Origin of the sequence: Kordia sp., assembly GCF_045105435.1 — a bacterium.
In the GTDB taxonomy this organism is placed as follows: domain Bacteria; phylum Bacteroidota; class Bacteroidia; order Flavobacteriales; family Flavobacteriaceae; genus Kordia.
In genome coordinates this window covers 1-19,167 of sequence record NZ_JBGCDL010000394.1, presented here as the reverse complement: position 1 = coordinate 19,167, position 19,167 = coordinate 1, and the positions used below count along the sequence as shown (strand labels likewise).

18 protein-coding genes are annotated in these 19,167 nt (G+C 33.7%); 6 read left to right on the top strand and 12 right to left on the bottom strand.

Going from position 1 to position 19,167, the window contains the following annotated elements; translation table 11 throughout:
• Positions 1-207: 207 nt before the first annotated feature.
• A complete protein-coding gene (locus AB8B65_RS19975; protein WP_405303049.1) occupies positions 208-2,136 on the bottom strand; it encodes a CocE/NonD family hydrolase in 1,929 nt (642 codons plus the stop codon).
• A 151-nt stretch (positions 2,137-2,287) separates the two neighbouring features.
• Here AB8B65_RS19975 and AB8B65_RS19970 point away from each other — a divergent pair, with 151 nt between their 5' ends.
• Positions 2,288-3,049, top strand: coding sequence for a DJ-1/PfpI family protein (locus AB8B65_RS19970; RefSeq protein ID WP_405303048.1), 762 nt, complete (start codon positions 2,288-2,290; stop codon positions 3,047-3,049).
• A 419-nt stretch (positions 3,050-3,468) separates the two neighbouring features.
• Here AB8B65_RS19970 and AB8B65_RS19965 read toward each other — a convergent pair whose 3' ends face one another.
• The 6 genes from AB8B65_RS19965 to AB8B65_RS19940 form a co-directional block, all read right to left on the bottom strand.
• On the bottom strand, positions 3,469-4,830 hold the full coding sequence (locus AB8B65_RS19965) for an HTTM domain-containing protein (RefSeq protein ID WP_405303047.1): 1,362 nt from the start codon (positions 4,828-4,830) through the stop codon (positions 3,469-3,471).
• 175 nt (positions 4,831-5,005) lie between these two features.
• The gene (locus AB8B65_RS19960) at positions 5,006-5,545 is read right to left on the bottom strand and encodes a sigma-70 family RNA polymerase sigma factor (protein ID WP_405303046.1); all 540 of its coding nucleotides are present in this window, start codon (positions 5,543-5,545) and stop codon (positions 5,006-5,008) included.
• Positions 5,546-5,951: 406 nt separating this feature from the next.
• Positions 5,952-6,266: a YbjQ family protein gene (locus AB8B65_RS19955; protein WP_405303045.1), complete on the bottom strand. Its 315-nt coding sequence runs from the start codon at positions 6,264-6,266 to the stop codon at positions 5,952-5,954.
• A 61-nt stretch (positions 6,267-6,327) separates the two neighbouring features.
• The gene (locus AB8B65_RS19950; RefSeq protein WP_405303044.1) at positions 6,328-7,929 is read right to left on the bottom strand and encodes an alanine/glycine:cation symporter family protein; all 1,602 of its coding nucleotides are present in this window, start codon (positions 7,927-7,929) and stop codon (positions 6,328-6,330) included.
• A gap of 110 nt (positions 7,930-8,039) precedes the next feature.
• Positions 8,040-8,534, bottom strand: coding sequence for a DinB family protein (locus AB8B65_RS19945; RefSeq protein WP_405303043.1), 495 nt, complete (start codon positions 8,532-8,534; stop codon positions 8,040-8,042).
• Positions 8,535-8,557: 23 nt separating this feature from the next.
• A complete protein-coding gene (locus tag AB8B65_RS19940; RefSeq protein WP_405303042.1) occupies positions 8,558-9,691 on the bottom strand; it encodes a hypothetical protein in 1,134 nt (377 codons plus the stop codon).
• 108 nt (positions 9,692-9,799) lie between these two features.
• Between AB8B65_RS19940 and AB8B65_RS19935 the strand changes: the two genes are divergently transcribed.
• Complete coding sequence (locus AB8B65_RS19935; protein WP_405303041.1) at positions 9,800-10,516, top strand: hypothetical protein; 717 nt, start codon at positions 9,800-9,802, stop codon at positions 10,514-10,516.
• A 189-nt stretch (positions 10,517-10,705) separates the two neighbouring features.
• Here AB8B65_RS19935 and AB8B65_RS19930 read toward each other — a convergent pair whose 3' ends face one another.
• The 3 genes from AB8B65_RS19930 to AB8B65_RS19920 form a co-directional block, all read right to left on the bottom strand.
• A complete protein-coding gene (locus AB8B65_RS19930; protein ID WP_405303040.1) occupies positions 10,706-10,864 on the bottom strand; it encodes a hypothetical protein in 159 nt (52 codons plus the stop codon).
• 83 nt (positions 10,865-10,947) lie between these two features.
• Positions 10,948-11,106: a hypothetical protein gene (locus tag AB8B65_RS19925; RefSeq protein WP_405303039.1), complete on the bottom strand. Its 159-nt coding sequence runs from the start codon at positions 11,104-11,106 to the stop codon at positions 10,948-10,950.
• 93 nt (positions 11,107-11,199) lie between these two features.
• A complete protein-coding gene (locus AB8B65_RS19920) occupies positions 11,200-11,421 on the bottom strand; it encodes a hypothetical protein (RefSeq protein WP_405303038.1) in 222 nt (73 codons plus the stop codon).
• Between the two features lie 330 nt (positions 11,422-11,751).
• Here AB8B65_RS19920 and AB8B65_RS19915 point away from each other — a divergent pair, with 330 nt between their 5' ends.
• Positions 11,752-12,801, top strand: coding sequence for a helix-turn-helix domain-containing protein (locus AB8B65_RS19915; RefSeq protein WP_405303037.1), 1,050 nt, complete (start codon positions 11,752-11,754; stop codon positions 12,799-12,801).
• A gap of 2 nt (positions 12,802-12,803) precedes the next feature.
• Here the strand turns inward: AB8B65_RS19915 and AB8B65_RS19910 are convergent, their stop codons facing one another.
• Entirely contained in the window at positions 12,804-14,186 is a 1,383-nt protein-coding gene (locus AB8B65_RS19910; RefSeq protein ID WP_405303036.1) for an acetylxylan esterase, read from the bottom strand.
• A 273-nt stretch (positions 14,187-14,459) separates the two neighbouring features.
• On the opposite strand from AB8B65_RS19910, the gene AB8B65_RS19905 reads away from it, so the two are divergent.
• Positions 14,460-14,759 (top strand): chromophore lyase CpcT/CpeT, encoded by a 300-nt coding sequence (locus AB8B65_RS19905; protein WP_405303035.1) that lies wholly within the window; start codon positions 14,460-14,462, stop codon positions 14,757-14,759.
• A 13-nt stretch (positions 14,760-14,772) separates the two neighbouring features.
• On the top strand, positions 14,773-14,976 hold the full coding sequence (locus tag AB8B65_RS19900; RefSeq protein ID WP_405303050.1) for a CpcT/CpeT family chromophore lyase: 204 nt from the start codon (positions 14,773-14,775) through the stop codon (positions 14,974-14,976).
• A 91-nt stretch (positions 14,977-15,067) separates the two neighbouring features.
• Here AB8B65_RS19900 and AB8B65_RS19895 read toward each other — a convergent pair whose 3' ends face one another.
• Positions 15,068-18,133, bottom strand: a complete 3,066-nt coding sequence (locus tag AB8B65_RS19895; RefSeq protein ID WP_405303034.1) for a T9SS type A sorting domain-containing protein — start codon at positions 18,131-18,133, stop codon at positions 15,068-15,070.
• 317 nt (positions 18,134-18,450) lie between these two features.
• On the opposite strand from AB8B65_RS19895, the gene AB8B65_RS19890 reads away from it, so the two are divergent.
• The gene (locus AB8B65_RS19890) at positions 18,451-18,687 is read left to right on the top strand and encodes a hypothetical protein (protein WP_405303033.1); all 237 of its coding nucleotides are present in this window, start codon (positions 18,451-18,453) and stop codon (positions 18,685-18,687) included.
• Positions 18,688-19,167: the final 480 nt, after the last annotated feature.

Below are 19,167 nucleotides of genomic sequence, written 5' to 3'. Positions count from 1 at the left end.
CGTTTCAAAGTACTTCTCGATACAATTTTTATCCGTTTTACTCCTAAAAATCACTCGAAGTCACCTTTATGATTACTAAAAAAACAGATTGCCGCGTCGCTATGCTTCTCGCAAAGACGTATCAAATATGTCTAAAACCAAGTAGCAAAGCGATCTTGATTCTAATAGCGTAAGCGGTCTAACAATCTAAGAGTGAAGCAAGTCTATCTACTTCAACACCGTAAACTCAATCTTAGAATCATTAAAAATTGTATGTGTCTGATTTTTAAAATCTTCTTCTTTGGCTTTGTAAATATTTGGTACAAATGTCTGCGGATTCAAATCGATGAGTGGAAACCACGTACTTTGCACTTGAATTTGCACTTTGTGTCCTTTTTTAAACGTGTGATATACATCTTGTAATTTGATATTTACAGCCGTTTTTTGATTTGGCACAAATGGTTCAGGGTTTTCAAAACTGTTACGGAAACGTCCGCGCATTACTTCACTTCGCACCATTAAATGATAATTACTCATTGCCAAATGGTCTTGCATACCTTCTTTTTGTTCTTCAGCATCATGCGGATGTACATCTACTACTTTTACAATCCAATCGGCATCTGTTCCTGTAGTAGCTACTTTTAGTTTTGCCATAATATCTCCTGCCAAAGTGAAATCTTCCGTCAATACTTCTGTTTCAAAAATCATTACATCTGGACGACGTGCTGCAAATCGCTGATCGTCAGTCATGTATTTTCGTGGTGTAAATACAGTTTTTATATCTTCCGAATATGGTACAGGACGTTTTAAATCGCTCACAAATACTTCTTTTGTACTTCCGTTTTTAGTTTCAGCCAATTCTTGATCAGCATTCAAATACATGTGTTGTTTTGTCGCGTTTGCTGGCGGCCAACTGTCGTAACTGCTCCATGCTTTCTTTCCAGAATCAAAAACATACGCTTCTGGCAATCCAGTATTTTTACTTCCATCACCTTTTAAGAAATGATTGAAAAATTTCGTTTCTACATCACGCTGAAAGTTTAACGAAATTGAATCACCAAAATAATAATTTCCAACAAAATTTTTTGCTTTACTACTCGCCCATCTTCCGTGATCCCAAGGTCCAAAAACCATGGTATTATAGTTATTCGGATTGTGTTTTTCAATCGTTTTGTAAGTTTCAAAAGGTCCGTATAAATCTTCTGCATCAAAAAATCCGCCCACAATCATCGTAGCTACTGACGATTTTATATTTTTTAAATTCTGAATCAATCCTTTTGGTTTCCATACACTGTCATAGTTTGGATGGTCAATAATTTCTTTCCAGAAAACATCATCTATTTGATCGGATTTAGACAAAATCACATTGTCTAATTTTTCATACTCAAAATAACTATTCAAATTGCTCAACGGTCCAGCATCCAAAAAGAACTGATATTGATCTTTTGTACCTAAATCGGGTAATTTGTACCAAGCAGAATCTTTGGGTACATCTTTCATCGTTCCAAACAAAGAAACCGCTCTAAAATAGCTTAGTAAAAACGCTCCATTGTGGTGAAAATCATCAAAAAAGAAATCGCCAATACACGCTTGTGGAGACGCCGCTTTTAATGCAGGATGTGCATCAATTGTAGAATACGTAGCATAATAACCTGGATATGAAATTCCCCATGTTCCTACTCTACCATTGTTATTTTCAACATTTTTCACCAACCAATCAATTGTATCGTATGTATCTGACGATTCGTCAATTTGCGTATTGTCTTTCTTGTTTGGAATGTACGCGCGCATGTTGTCATATACACCTTCGCTCATCCAACGTCCGCGCACATCTTGATACACAACAATGTTTCCTTCTTTCATTAAATGCACATTCGGTGCAATCTTTTTTCGGAATTTATCTTCTCCATACGGTTTACAACTGTATGGCGTACGTAACATTAAAATTGGATATTCTTGACTTGTATCTTTAGGCGAATAAATAGTGGTATGCAGTTTAATTCCATCACGCATTTCAATCGTAACTTCCTTTTTAGTGTAGTTATCTTTTACATACGTATCGCTTACTTTTGCAGCGTCTTTGCTAGTTTTTTCTGTTTTTGTACAAGCTGTACATAAAAATGCTAGTACTAAGGTGAGTTTAAAAAAGGTTTTCATCTGTAATCTTTCTATTTTCAGGTTTTGTCAGATGGAATTCGCCCACAAAATTTGAGTTTTCATCAAAATTTCATTAAGGTTCATTTCATTGGTTGTAGTTCGTAAATTTTAATGCTTAAATTTACAAAATATTAATCGCTATTAAATCACAATGAGAAAAATCCTATATATTTTAACGTTTGCACTTTGTATTGTTAGTTGTGAAACGAACGTAACGCAAGAAACGAAGACTACTACGACAACAATGCAGGAAAAAAGTTCGCCAAAGAAACAATTTCCTAAGCTTGAACCGAATCGTTATAATGTTGGATTTTTAATTATGGATGGTGTTTTTAATACTGAATTGACTGCTCCTTTTGATATTTTTCAACATACTATTTTCCGTGAGAATATTAAAGCGATGAATGTGTTTACAGTTGCCAATACAGATGATGCAGTAACAACATTTGAAGGCATGCGTATTTTACCAGATTTTAATTATTTGAAAGATGAGTTGCCTAAGATTGATATTCTAGTCGTGCCAAGTGCCGAACATCATTTGGATACCGATTTGGAAGATACCAAGATGATTGCCTTTGTAAAAAAAGCAGCTAAAGACGCCGAATTTGTGACTTCACATTGTGATGGTGCTTTTGTTTTAGCTAAAGCTGGATTGTTGGATACTGTGGCTTCCACAACTTTTCCGAGTGATATTGATAAGATGCGTGAAATGTTTCCGAAGTTAGACATTAGAGACAACACCTTGTTTGTACATGATGGAAAGTACATTACTTCAGCTGGTGGTGCAAAATCGTTTGAAGCTGCCTTGTATTTGTGTGAACATTTGTATGGAAAAGAAATTGCTAAAAGTCTTGCTGGCGGTTTGGTGATTGATTGGACATTAGATGGTTATCCGCATACGATTATTAAATAACGTGAGTTCGACGTAAAAATTTTAGTTTGAAACTATTCTTTTCCGCAGTATAGCAGGGATTTTTCGTTAAAAATTTTTGAAGCCTTGGAAAAAATTTAGAAAAATTCATGCGGTTTTAGTTTTTCCCAAAAAGAAAAACTAAAAATACCTCTGGAAATCGAAGATTCAAGAATACTTTAATTTAAAATATAAATGACATGAACTAAAAGTTCCCTTTCTTTTGTTTCTTTTCTTTGGGAAAGCAAAGACATCGAAGATTCACGAATTCCTATTTAATAAAATAGAAATAACATGAGCTAAAATGAAAGTAAAACACTAAAAATGAGGTTTGTAGCAATAAGCTTCTAAACTTAATAAAAAATGTAATTTGAATCACTTATATCGAACTGACGTCAAATAGATTTTAGGAATTCTATTTTTTATTCATACCCTTTAAATTCTGGAATCCAAGGCGTTTTAGCAAATTGACTTTCGTTTACTTTTGTCAAATCAATTCTTGGATCAAGCATTAATTGTGCGGGCATTCCATTAAATTCAACCATCAAATTTGCTTTTATGATCGGATTTACCAAACCGCGTTCTATATAAAGTTTTTTACTGATGTATTTAGCTAATTGAACAAAGGTGTATGGATCTTCTGGCATGTGCATAAATTGATTTCGAGTCACAAATGTAGTTCCGTCCAAATCGTATCTTTGAGAAGTTGCACGATCTACCAAAGACATGCTAAATTGTGTTACGTTTCTAGATTGCATTTTCATTCGCCAAGAAAATCGTTGTGCAATACTTGTCCATTCAGGATTTGTGGTTAAGAAATGATGTCTTAAAGGAAATACAATATGAAATGTAACAAAAATGAACAAACAGATTAACGTCAGTGTTTTGTATTTTGGTCTTTTTACGGCTGTTTCAGATACTTCTTTTGTGTTTTCTGTTGCTTTACTTCCAATGATAGAATCAACATAGTTTCCAACTTTTTTACCATTAAAAAACAAAATGGTCGCACAAATCATGAAAAAAGGAAAAATTCCAATATCATCAAATAAAATAGAATTATTTGTGTAACTAAATATCACAACAAGTAGTACACCCAACCAACGTGTTTTTTTAACTAGTAAAATAAATGCAATACTTAGGTCAAATATGAGTCCGCCGTATTTAATTAACATAATGAGCGTTTCTTTTGGAAAAATGTTTGTCAACATACTGCTCTGCGCTTGATCAATGGTGTATCCTACAAGATTACTGTCCATCCAATTGGGAGATAGTTTTGAAATTCCTCCAAAAAAGTACACGATAGCAATTAAGAAAATAAGAATATGTTGTTGCCAAGCAGGAACCAGTTTTGACAATGGTTTTTTTGAGAATTTTACGCGAAGACTGTATTTTTTATCCGCGCTAATAAATAGCATCACAAAAGCGATCAATGCAATGAGATAGATATGATTGTTATATAAAGTTTTGTCTATAAATGAAAAATAAGAGAAGCCAAAAAAGAAAAATATCATGGCATATCTATACAAAAATCCAAGCGTAATAAGTATCGTAGAAATTAAGAGTCCTGCATGAATTGTTTTCAACAAACCTAAAGAAAAAGGCCGTAAAAACTCCAATCCTTGATACGGAAATAATACTTCGGGACCATATATAAATTGAAAGGTATAATCTATTTCATAGTAGTAAATCATTTGATAGCACATAAACATTCCAAAGAAAATTCGGAAGATGGCAAGGACAGAAACATCAATTGATTTGAATACTAGATTGTGGATATACTTCATGTTTGGTTGGTGTTGTTATCCGCCTAAAATACAATTTTCCAATAGAGCTTCCCAAAATTTGAAAATATTTTAGTGAAAACAGCAATTTCTTATGCTTAAACTAACTTGTTGCACGCTACTTTTAACTATCTCAATACTAATATCTCAATACTAATATATATACACTCATTACCAATCAATTACACACTTTACATTGTGCTTTTTCTTTGACTTCGCCGACGAGAAAACCTTTAGCGTTTAATTTGTAATTACAGCAATCCATATAGCCTTGAACAATGAGTTTTCGTCCACGTTGTATTTGTGACTTCACAGTTGATAAAGGTAATTTGAGTTGTGCTGCAATAACTGCTTGTTTGATCCCTTTAATGTCTGAAAGAAATAATGGATCTCTGTATTTTTTAGGTAGATTTTTAATAATCCCTGGTAGACAATCTTTTTCAGAGTGTGCATATTCTTCAGTAATAATGATATGCTCTTCTTTTTTTAAAAGAACTTCTTTGTTAGATTTTCTAAAATAATCCAATGTTATATTTCTACTTACACTTAACAACCACGATTTTATTTTATGCTCGTCCGTAACGGTTGCTAATTTTGAATGTACTTTTATGAAGACTTTTTGTACCAAATCATCAGTGATTTGAGCATCTTTCACCTTGCTCATAATCAAGCGTTTTACATCATCTGCATAACGTTCCCAAACTTCTGTAGTAGTCATTTTTTTCTTTTTATATAAAATCAAAGATTGTCTCAGAAAGATAAAGGATTTTTCTAAGACAATCTTATAAATTATTTAACAATTGCAATTTCCACAGGTGCAATTTTCACAAGTACACTCATTGCATTGTTCTTTTTTACAACTTACACAGTCACAGTTACAATTTGAATTATTTTTCATCTTTTTTGTTTTAAGTTCATACAGTAGACGCAGCATGAACCAAAAAGATGCATTTATTTTCAAGATTTTTACACTTTGTTGCGTTTAGTTATCTCTTTTTTCGAAATCCTCCGTTTCTTTGATCTGAATTCGCCGTTGAATAAGATATATAAAGACTCCAAGAATAATTAACATAAATAATCCTGGAAGGCTAAAAATAAATCTAATTATGGTATCCATTTTCATATTAAGCAAGTTTCACAGCAGTTCCATACGCCAAAATTTCGGAAGCACCTTGCATAACCATAGAAGTTGTCATCCTTACATTTACAACAGCATCTGCGCCAAGTCTTGCTGCGTCTTGCTCCATTCTTTGCAATGCTTGTTCTCTTGATTCTGCTTGAAGTTTTGAGTATTCCTCAATTTCTCCTCCAATAATATTTTTCAATCCTGCAAAAATATCTCTACCAATATTTCGTGCTCTTACTGTGCTACCTCTAGCAACTCCTAAAATTTCTGTGATTTCTTGATTGGGTACTTTTTCTGTTGTTGTAATTATCATTTTGTGTCTATTTTTTTATAATATGATGATTTATATCACAATTTGTTACAACTTAAAGTCATTAATTTTTAGTTTTTTTCTGTTGAATGGCGTTTTTGTAACGTTTTAGTTCTTCTTTTACTTTTGGTGCTAATAAGTACAATCCAATCATATTGGGTACTAACATGGAGAAGACCATTGCATCTGCAAAATCGACCACAGCTTGTAAACTTGCCGCTGCTCCAATGATGACAAAAATACAGAAGATAGTTTTGTATGTGTATTCAGCTTTTTTACTTCGCCCAAATAAATACGACCATGCTTGATGTCCATAGTACGACCAAGAAATCATCGAAGAAAACGCAAATAATATGACCGCAACTGTTAACACATACGGAAACCACGAAATGCCACTTTCAAGCGCGTTTGAAGTGAGTATGGCACCTTGTTCAAAGGAAACTTCTGTTCCTGCCGTAATTTGCCCTGTAATGATTAACACGAGCGCTGTCATGGTACAAACGACAACTGTATCTATAAAAGGTTCGAGCAAAGCTACCAAACCTTCACTTGCAGCATAGTTGGTTTTTACGGCTGCATGCGCAATGGACGACGAACCAATTCCTGCTTCGTTGGAAAAAGCGGCACGTTTGAAACCTTGAATCATCACACCGATAAATCCGCCTGCAACACCTTCATAACTAAATGCTCCATTAAAAATTTCACCAAACGCTGCTGGAATACTTTCGTAATTGATTCCGAGAATAATCAAAATTGCCAATACATACGTTGCCACCATTAACGGGACAACTTTGTCCGTGACTTTTGCTATTTTTTTGATTCCGCCAATAATAACGATTCCAACAAAAACAGCCATGATTAATCCGAAAAGCCATCCTTTTCCATAAAAGATACTTTCTTCGCCGCCAGTTACGTATTGAAATAATTGAAATGCTTGATTGACTTGAAACATGTTTCCGCCACCAAACGATCCGCCAATACACATAATCGCAAATACGACTGCTAATATTTTTCCTAAACGTTTGAGTCCTTTTTCGTGTAATCCTTTGCGTAAATAGTACATTGGCCCGCCATATACGACGCCGTTTTCATCGACTTCGCGGTATTTTACGCCAAGTGTACATTCTACAAATTTGGAAGCCATTCCTAAGAATCCGACCAGAATCATCCAAAACGTTGCGCCAGGTCCACCAATGGAAAGTGCAATGGCAACTCCTGCAATATTTCCGAGTCCGACCGTAGCCGACAACGCAGCTGTTAACGCCTGGAAGTGTGACACTTCTCCTTCGCTACCTTCTACACGAATGGTATTTGGATTGTCGTTTTTTTCTGTTGTATGAACTGATTCAGACACCTCAACTTTTGCGCTGTTTTCCAAATCGTCATAGTCACCTTTTACCACTTTTATCGCCGTAAAAAATCCGCGAATATTAATAAGTTTAAAATAGATGGTAAAGTAGCTTGCTCCAATAATCAGTACAATTAATACCCACGGAATTCCGACTTCGCTCGTAATGGGAATTTCTGCAAAAATGGCATCCGTAAACCAACTTGTGGCATTCTTGAAATTTTCATTGATGCGCGCATCTAAGGATTCTGAACTTTCTTGTGCGACTGCAAAAATGGGTAGCAATAGGCTAAGAAATAGTAATTGTACTGATTTCATCTGTTCGTTTTTTGATTGGTACGAAGATGAAATTATGTACTGTATTACAAAAGGTTACGCAGTGCTGTTTTTATAAGTGGTAGTAGTTAAGTATGTGATTAAGTAGTGTATTAATTCCCTTTTGACTCTTTTAAATACTTGATTATAATTCCAAGCTGTCCCAAGTGATAAATGTCGTGATGAAGCATTCCTTTGATTACGAAATTGTACGGATAGTTTCCTTTAAAATCTGTATCATAATATTCTTCATCCAAAAAAGTGTCTTCTTTTTCTTTTAATAAAGAAATTAGTTCCGTGAGACTATTGTCATATTCCGATTTTATTTTTGTCCATCCTTTTGGCTTTAGTTTTTCATTTGTCAACCAATTTTCTTCACAATCATCTGTCTTACTTCCTTTTCCTGTTTTTATTTTAAGAATGGCTTCATTTCTCCACAATGTTAGATGAGAAATAATTTCAGCAATACTATGCAATCCTTCTATTGGTCTTGTAAAAACTAAACTTTCATCAACTTTACTTAGTTTGCTGTGATATGAACTTCCAATCCATATTTTTCCATCTTGAATTTCTGTTAGTTGTTCAATTATATGATTGATTATTTGCATGAATTCTAAAAGATTATTTTAAACTATTTACATTCAATCGTAGCAAATTGAAGTAAGTTATTTTCGGTTGCATACGTAATGAGTTGTTCTTTTCCGCCTGAACCGCTAATGTTGAGTATTTTTTTGATTTGATAGATGTGTGCTTGAAAACCATCCACACTAATATGCATGGCTTCTGCAATTTCGGTATATGATTTTTTGTTGCCGCAAATGCCCAAGTTGGCTAAGACTTCTTTTTGCCGATCGGACAATACAATTTTAGAAGCTTCTTGCATTTCGGACACTTTCTGCTGTTGTCTTTTTAGTTTTTTGGTTAAGGATTGAATCGTATCTATATGACTACCATTTGCTATTTGTAGTTTTTTATTTTCTGCATGCAATGTGTTCCGTTCTGCTTCAAGCGTAACGAATTCCGATTGTTGTTGTTCTTTTTCCGAAAGAAATTTCCAGCTATATAATAAAATTGAGAACAATAGAATGAAGATGAATTTAAACGAAATTGCCGTTATAATTCCGATTAGACTCCAATTATATAAACTAATATGTTCTTGTACCAATTCATACGGAATGATTCTGTGAGAAACCGCAATGATGATTAAAACGAACAACGAAAAGCATGGCAAGTACATGAATTTCATGTTTCGATTGATGAACGCACTGTTCAATTCGTATAATAAAGCCAAGGCAACTACTAATGAAATTGGAATGTCTATCAGCCAAATAAAACTACTGCTAATGTCTGGATTTGTGTATGAAGTTGCGATGAATACAAACGCAATCATGCTAAAAATTCCGCTAAATAGCATGACAAATTCTTTTATAGAAAAACGTTCTACTATTTGTACAATGATGTTTCGTTTGCTTTGGTGTTCTATAGATGGTAATGATAATAGAATGAACAACGAATTGATGAGCGAGATAAAAACGCCCCAATATACCAACCATTTGGCTGCTGCGGATACTTGAAAATATTTTGTAGCTAGTAAGGTTACTATTGCGCCAATTCCCCAGGAAAAAATGGCGAATCCAAACCATTTGATTCCACTAATTGTATTGACTTTTTGCTGTTTTCGTTCTTTGTCGTAAATACGTTGAATGACAAACGCAGTGAGCAAACAAACCAATGCCGTTACGGTAGATTCTATATGCGCGTACATTATTTTTTATTTGATTGATATTTTAAAGGTAAGTAAAATATTATGCAATTTTATAATGAATTGAAAACTCACTGAGGCTTTTTTGTTTTTGTATTGTATTTTCGCAACATGTCTGAAGAAAACCTTTCCATACAAACGAATCTTGAAGCAATTGATTTGAAATTGCAGTTGGAACAGTTGCAAAAAGAATACGACGATATTGAAGCGAAAGTGCAAACGTTTAAAAATTTAATTCATTTGCATTTAGTTGATGAAATTGTAGAAGCACAAGAGTTGACAATTATCTACAAAGAGTTAAAAACTGCCAAGAAACAACAACGTTTGCAACAGAAACAACGTGGAAAAAATTATGTGGCGCCAAAAGGTTTACAAGTAGTTTCAAAAATAAGTAAAGTTGAAAATGTAAGTGATGCTAAAGAGAAAAAACGTTTGTACAGAGAAGCAATGTTGTATGTACATCCTGATACGTTTTCGATGCAACCTGAACAGACCGAATTAGCAACCGAAGTTACTTCCAAGTTGATTGAAGTGTATAAAGAAGGGGATTTGAAAGCTTTGCAAGCATATCACGCACATATTTTTAGTGACGCAACTTTAACGACACTTACAGCAAATGCAGCTGTGTCAATTCACGCAAGTGAAACATCGTATATTACTTCTAATATTAAGACGCTTAAAGTACAACTAGACGAATTAAAAAATTCTTCTTTATATAAAGTATTGACTGAATATGAAAATCCATATACTTTTGTGGACGAGTTGAAAGTGTATTATAAAGATAAACTTGTGAAACTTAGAAAACGAACTCGAAAAGCGTTTAAATAAGCAGGTTTTAAAGGTAGTTAAACATAAAAAGAGGCTGTCTGAAAAGTCATAATTTCGTCAAATCGAACTTGATTCGATTTCCCATAACAGTTGAAAATCAACTTTATAAGATTCTGGATCAAGTCCAGAATGACGGCTTTTGAAGCTTTTAAGACAGCCTCTTTTAAATAATTTTCTACTATATAATTCTTAGTGAGATCTATCTTCAGCTTCGCACTTGCATTCAGTTAGGTTACACCAACAACTCGTTTGAGATGGGTTTTTCCCTCCTTTTAGTTGTGTAACAGTACGCAATGAAGAAATGGTGTTTTTCTTGAACGCTAAATTTTTAATTGTTTGTTTTTTCATGATTTTACCTTTTGGTTTTACTTATTGAACTCATCTTAATTTTTTAGACAAGCTCTTTAAAATTCACACTTACTCGTTAGTTTCTAACGAAATGGTGTATCCATTTCACATTCGCAAACAGTATCTATACACAAACAACTTGTATATGAAGTGTTTCTCCCTCCTTTTAATTTTTCGATTGCATTGAATTTAGAAATTGTCTTCTTGTTAATTGCTAAATTTTTGATTGTACTTTTTTTCATGACTTTATGTTTTTGGTTTGTCTATATATAAAATACAAAAAAATAAAAAAGGAATACCTTTCGACATTCCTTTTTTTTTGGTTGGTAACTAGTTTATGATTCTACTCCTGCCATGATGGCACAATAATAAGTAGGACAACCGCCCAAACGAGAGTCGCACATGTGATTGGAACATGCTGCTATTAAAGTATTCGTAGGGCAATCGCCAGTAACACACATTGGATGTCCACTTGCGCCTCCTTTTGCTGATTGTCCATTTAGGTTTGATACTAGTTTTTTACTCAGACTCAAGTTTTTTAAATTCTTCTTTTTCATACTAATAAATTTTAATGTTAAACTTGAAGCCAATATAAAGAATGGTGCTTTTAAAATGTTGTTTTTGCATCCTAAGTATGTCTGTTTGTACCCGAAAACACTAAGGTTATTGTTTGAATTTATAAATTGCACCTACCTTTATAAGTTTGCCTTTACTTGAATAAAAAGGTCTTGAGGTGATTTATCTTATTTTAAAAGAAAGGTTTCATCTGTTATGACTTTTTTAAGACTTTTCAGTATGATTTCTTTCTATATTTAAACTAAAAAAACTATGACATTTACTTTTTTAGATCTTGTATTATTTGTTGGAGTTGTTCAAGGATTTTTTTAATGACTTCCTTACATTTTATTTCTCAAAAAAATAGACCAGCCAATAAGATTTTGATCATTATTATTGGGTTAGCTACATTTATTTTTGCTGGAAAGATGGCCCTTTTTCAAATTGACGCTTCCTGGATTTGGCGTCCTTCATTATTATCTGATTGTTCTATTTATTTATTTGGTCCATTATTATACATGTATTTCAAAGCTTTGGTTTTTAAAGATTATTCTAAAAACATATTAGCATTTAAACATTATATACCTTCTCTCTTAATGTTTTTGTTTTTTTGCTGGACACTAACTATTAGCACTGAAACATATTATAAAATGAGTTATACCTTAGGGATGGGCATTGTTTATTTAATTATGGAACTTACTGGTGTAATTTCATTAATCGTGTATGCAATAGCTTCTTTTAAAATTGTAAAACAGATTAAAAATTCTGATGACGAAACATCGCCATATAAAGAAGAAATTGCACGTTTTATACAGTATATTTTAATAGGATTATTGTTGATTATCATTTTTTGGTCATTTGGAATTTTCAAGACATATATACTGCATGCTTTAGATTCGTATATCGTTTATCAACTCGTGTGGATTAGTATGGCTGTTTTCCTTTTTATCGTTGGTTATTTCAGCTTTACACAACCCGAAATTATACGTTTGCCCGTTAAGAAAAGAGAAGCTACTCGAAACCGATTGACTACTGAAGAAATTATACAAATTCAACAGAAACTTCAAATACTTATTGAAGAAGAAGAAATTTTTACGCGTTCCGATTTAAGCCTAAAAATACTTTCCAAACAGTTAGGAACTTCTTCCAATAATTTATCATGGTTGTTGAATTCCGTGTATGAAAAAACATTTTATGAATACATTAATGAATTTCGTGTCAAAGCATTTTTACAAAAAATAGAAGCTGGAAAACACAAAAAACAAACGCTACTTTCCATTGCAATGGATGCCGGATTTAATTCGAAATCGACATTTAACAAAACCTTTAAGTTATTGATGAACGATACGCCTTCGCGCTATATTGAGAAAAAGTATTTGTGATTTTATTCAGATGTTTCCTCAAAAAGCTTTTGAAATTTTTTCTTTTGCTTGAATTTAGAAAATAACGGTAATTGTTGAATGGCCTGAAAACGTTGCAATCCAAGTTCTTTTGCTTTTTTTAAATTTCTGATTGTGTGTTTAAAATCGTCATTTCGTGCATAACTCTGCGCAACTCTGTAATACCAATACGCTTGTGTCGGATTGAAATGAACCAACAATTGATCACAGTACAACGCATGTTTGTACTTTTTTGCATACACATATCCTATGGAAGATTCGTATGCGCCTGCAAAAACAGAATATTTTAATCGCTTGAGCATTTTTCCTCTTTCGGTGGTTGCATGATTTTCAATAGCTACATTGAGTCGTTTCAATTCTTTGCGCCACCATTTAAAATCATCATCCGATTTGGCTGCTAAAATATCGTTTGAATATACTTTTGAAAACTTCTCATACAGTGTATTCTCTTCTTTTGTGTTTACCGCTCTTTCCGCAACTTGATCTTTGTATTTGGGAGAAATTTTGATCGCTGTTGCTTTTTGTTGTGTTGCTTTGAGATCGAAATACGATGTGAAATTTTTTATAATACTTTCATATTCTCGTACCGCTCTAAATTTGTTGTGAATCGCTAAAGAATCGGCAATTGTGTATTGTGATTCAAAATACGATTGTACAAATTGTAAATCTACATTTCTAATTTTCTTTTGATATGCTTGCAACTCCAACCAACCAAAAGCGCGTTCCATTTGTTTGCTTGGCGGCCATTTGTGCGTGTCGTTGTAAACGAATAATTCATTGGCAACTTCAAACTTATCCAACAATGCTTTTGTGTTAAACATTTCTTGATAATTCATGTCTTCATCGCCCACCAAACCAACGAAAGAAAATAGTTCTTTACTTGGCGTGAATGATTTATTAATTGCCAAACCTGCGCCACAGGCAATCACACCTTGTATTTTTTCAGTTAATGCGGCAATTGCTGTTGCTAAACGCGATCCGCCAGAAAAACCTGCGGCATAAATTTGTTTCTCGTCTATTTTGAATGTTGAAAAAACAGTGGCAAACAATCTGTTGGTAATTTCAAAATTGGTTTCGTAGGCAACGCCGTTTTTGGTATTGTTTGAAGCAACTAGGATATAATTGAACTTTTCAGCAGAAGCGATAAAAGACTGCATTCCGTTGGCGCCATTTCCACTCGGATCAAATATAAAAACGACGGCAGAAAGTTGGGTTTCATCAAAGGAATTGGGTACATATAATGCATAAGTTTCCGAACTGTTTTGCACAGCAATCGAATTTATAATTTTGCCTTTTTCAAAACGATTTGTTTGCGACCATCCGACAAGGACATATAAATTTAGCAGAAATAAAATTACAATACGCATATACGCTACTTTGTCTAAAGTTACAGAATTTAGCGAAAGTCAACTGATTTTTAACATTTTATACTTTTCAAACTATCTACAGTATACATTTGAAAACTAAGCTATATTTTCTACATTTACTTCGTATCGATCTTACTAAACCTCTAATTCAATAAAAAAATAAAAAAACCACTTATTTACATAATTCTTGCAGCATGCTTTTTTACAGTTGTAAGCTGTGATAGTTACAAATCAGTATCTCCACAGGATGAGTTGAACGCTTTGCAAACATTAATGACAGGCTCGTTTGATAGTAGTGAACAAGCTACTTCCGACGATAGTTATTATAATATTTCCTTACACATGTATCCAATTTGGACCTCAAAAGACGGACATTGGTTGTATGTAGAACAAGCGCTCAATAGCAATCAAAATAAACCGTATCGTCAGCGTATATATCAATTAGAAAAGTTAGAAAATGGTAAATTTTCAAGCAAAGTGTATACTTTAGAAAATCCTAAAGAAGCTATTGGTAAATGGGAAAGACCAGGTTATTTTGATCAGTTTGATACTTCTATATTAAAAAGAACGTGAAGGTTGTGCTGTTATTTTAGAGAAAAAAGGTAATTATTACACAGGAAGCACCAACGAAAAAGAATGTAAAAGTACCATACGCGGTGCAAGTTATGCAACTTCAGAAGTAACCATAAAAGCCAATGAAATTGTAAGTTGGGATCGCGGTTTTGATTCCAAAAACGAACATGTTTGGGGCGCAGAAAAAGCAGGTTATGTTTTTAAACGCTTAAAGTAAACAATTCATTTTTAGTTATAAAAAAGTGTCACGCAGCGTAAAGACTAAAAAACGCTTTGTGACACTTCTTTGTAAAGTATCATATTACTAACTATTTTAATATGATTCTTTTAGTTACTTGTTTATTTTGATGTGTTATTTTCAGAAAATACATTCCAGCTTGATAACCACTTAAATTTATAGACTGTTGCGTTTGTCCAATATCTTCAAAATTCCCTTGATAGATATTTCTTCCTGTAATATCAAATACATTTACACTTACGTCAGAAAGTATCTTATCTACTTTTACATAAACAATTCCGTCTGTAACCGTTGGCACGACAGAAACGCCTAATTCATTATTTTCATTGGATGGAATACTAAGTGTACTACTTAAATTTGTTGATGTTGGATAGAACACCGAGAACGAATTTGTGGCAAATTGCACATAATAATCATCTAAGTACGAAACGCCACTTGTATTTATAAAATCGCCACCAGAAATATATCCTGATGTACAGGTATTTCCATTGACTTTCATCAATTCTAAACCATTGATGTTTGCCAAATTGTTGTCTGCAAGAATTAAATCATCTACCTCATCACCTAACATGTACAAGCGAACATTTACAACACTTGTTGGCGCATTTGTAGTACTGATAGAGACTTCTCTCCGCGAATACGGTTGCCCTGAAAAGTCTCTTGTATCAGCATTATCAATGAATAATGTAGTTGTTATGGTTCCTAAATCGTTTCCGTTTGCGTTAATGGCAGCCACAATAGCTCCTGAAGCATCTACTACAGGAACCCAATCGTTGGTATTTCCTTGTATGGTAGAAATTTCTATGTTTGGCATATTTTCGCAAGTTCCTGCTGTTCCTGTAGCTACAACTGGCGCGCCTTCTAAACAAAAAGTCATGGAATTAGCACTTGTTTCCGCTCTAGAAACTTGGAGATAATATATATTTCCAAATACTACAGGTATAGCACCATTATTTGAAAAACAAGCTACTTCTGTTCCGCCACAAGCGTCATATACAGTAAAGTTGTTAAAGACGGAATTGCTATTGAGTGTAATATTTCCTGTCAATGTTGCTTCAAACGTATACCAAGCGTCCAACCAATCTGAGCCTGCACTTTGACAACTACCAATTGAAGAAGCCAAAGTTGTTCCGCGTAATTCTGTCGTAACATTCTGAGTTGCACATTCTCCAATTGCAGCTACCTGAATTGGTTCAGCGGAAGCGCAATCTATATTAGAAATAGTTTCATAAGCCGTTATTACAAAACTATCGGCTCCCGCAAAACCAGATGTGCTTACAACACGTAATGTGTAGGTTCCAGGTGTAAGTCCATAAATTATATTTTCATTGTAAAAGCAATCAATTTCTGTTGGTATTGTTCCGCAATTGTCATAAAGTGTAAATCCATCGGCAAAATTTACGCCAGTAATGGTCACATTTCCATTAACAGGCATGGTGAATTCGTACCATAAATCGAGATATACTTCTATTGAACTCGTTTCACAACTACTTTGCAAACTTTCTGTAGCAGCTGCATTATTGAAATTTATAGTGGTTGGTGTTGTTATATTATCTGTAATCACTTCTGCATTTGCACATTCGTCATTAGCAGCGGTTTCAAAAGCTTGTATAGTAAAACTATCGGCTCCTGCAAAACCAGCTTCACTTACCACACGTAATGTATAGGTTCCGGCAGCTAAGTTGTACACAAAATGATTGTTATAAAAACAATCTATTTCTGTTGGAATCGTTCCACAATTGTCGTAAAGTGTAAAACCATCGGTGAAGTTTAAATCTGAGAAACTTAAATTTCCTGTAACAGGCATTGTAAATTCATACCAAACATCTAAATAGTCTACCGATGTACTGGTATCACAACTACTTTGAAGACTTTGCGTTGCATTTGCGTTATTAAAGTTGATGGTTGTTGCTGTTGTAATATCATCCATGATAATTTCTGCAGTAGCACATTCATCATTGGCTACCGCTTCAAATGCCTGAATGATGAAACTGTCACTTCCTGCATTTACATCTATACTTGTTACACGTAATGTATAGGTTCCTATTGCTAAACCAAACGTAAAGTTGTCATCATAAAAACAATCGAGTTCTATAGGAACAGTTCCACAATTATCATATAAAGTAAATCCATCGGCAAAGTTTACGCCTGAAATTCGCAGGTTTCCATTGACTGGCATCGTGAATTCATACCATAAATCTAAATAATCGGCGGTTGCATTTGTATCACAACTACTTTGTAAGCTTTCTGTTGCCGCCGCGTTATTGAAGTTAATCGTTGTTGCCGTTGTAATATTGTCCATAATAACAATTGCATTGGCGCATTCATCATTTACAGCAGTTTCTATTGCTTGAATTACAAAACTATCAGCATTGGCGTTTCCTGCTGTGCTTACTACACGTAACGTATACGTTCCGGCTGCTAAATTGTACACAAAATGATCGTCATAGAAACAATCGAGTTCTGTCGGAACCGTTCCGCAATTATCATATAATGTAAAACCATCTGCAAAGTTTACGCCTGAAATTCGCAGGTTTCCTGTTACTGGCATTGTGAATTCGTACCACAAATCAAGATAATCGTCACTTCCTGTGTCACAACTACTTACTAAACTTTCTGTAGCACGTGCATTGTTGAAATTAATGGTGCGTGCGGTTGTAATATCGTCTGTAATCACTTCGGCAGTTGCACATTCGTCATTGGCTGCCGCTTCAAAGGCTTGAATTCGAAAACTGTCCGTTCCAGCTTGACTGGCAGTACTTACCGCTCTTAATTTATAGATTCCTGGTGTTAGATTATAGAAAAATCCGCCACTGTAAAAACATTCAATTTCTGGACCGCCACAGGTGCTGTAGAGTGAAAATCCATCCGCAAAATTGACATTTGTAATTCGTATGTTTCCTGTTACTGGCATGGTAAATTCATACCAAACATCTGGATAGGTTGTTGCAGCAGTATCACAACTACTTAGTAAGCTTTGTGTTGCCATTCCATTGTCAAAATTGACTGTTGTTGTTCCTGTTGTGGTTACTGTAATGATTTCTGCATTTGCACAATCGTTGTTTGCTGGTATTTGCGCATAGCAGTAAAAGTTAGCGAATAGAATTATTGCTAAGAAAAGTAGTTTTGTTCTCATGTAGTTTGCCCCAGTTTGTGATACCATTTACAAATCGAGATTATCACAATAAAACGCCCTTTTTTTCTTTCACGATAATCTCAAATCATAACTGGTATTGTTTTACAAGGATGAAAAATACTTCGTTTTGTGAAGGTGTGCATGTAAAAATGTATAGATCGTAGTAATTAGTATGTTTTTGACAATTGTAGAGACATTATCACATTACAAGACGTAAAGTCAATAGCGTTTAATTACAATTTTAACACGTAAAAACATATTTATTAAGTCTTTTTTATTTACTTTTAGTATTATTAACTAATCTTAAACCTACCATTATGAAGAAAAAAAATGTAAATTATTTTTATTTAAACAAGAAAACGATTTCGAATTTTAAAGTTACCGAAATCACTGGAAAAGGACCTGAAACTATTGATGTTGTGACTTGTGGCGTTCATTACACGTTTAAACCAGGAGACGTTTGTCATCATTTTACAGAATTGAATGGTTGCAGAGCTACTGATAGATGTAGTGAAGATTGCACAAATTTGCGAACTTGTCATGTTTGCGGTTAGAGATTTAACTTATAAAAAAAGGCTATCTTAAGTGAGAGTTGAAAGGTTCAGTTTAACGAATTTTCTAACTTTTTAAGATAGCTTTTTTAGTATAATATTTCTTCTATATTTTTTTTCGAAAATATAAAAAGTTGCTGTGCTGTTATATAATAGCATAAAGATTAAACAAGCAAATAAAGAAATGCGCTTGACTATTTTGAAGAAACACCTAAAATTCATTAAAAAAACAGCAAAAAATGGAGCAAAGTCACTATTTGGTAACTATAGCTGGATTGTAAGCGGAGTTAATTTTGGAACTCAAAAAAAGGACATGCTTAAAAGTGCTAAGAATGGCTTGTTTTTTTTGAAATTAAAGGATTGCGGAATGGTTATCAGTGTTGCGGATAGTTTTTATTCCGCTATTCTCTTTTTCAAATCCATTCTTTCGTGTAATATTCTTGTTATTTCAACATAACTTTCACTTATTACGCGGTAAAAAAT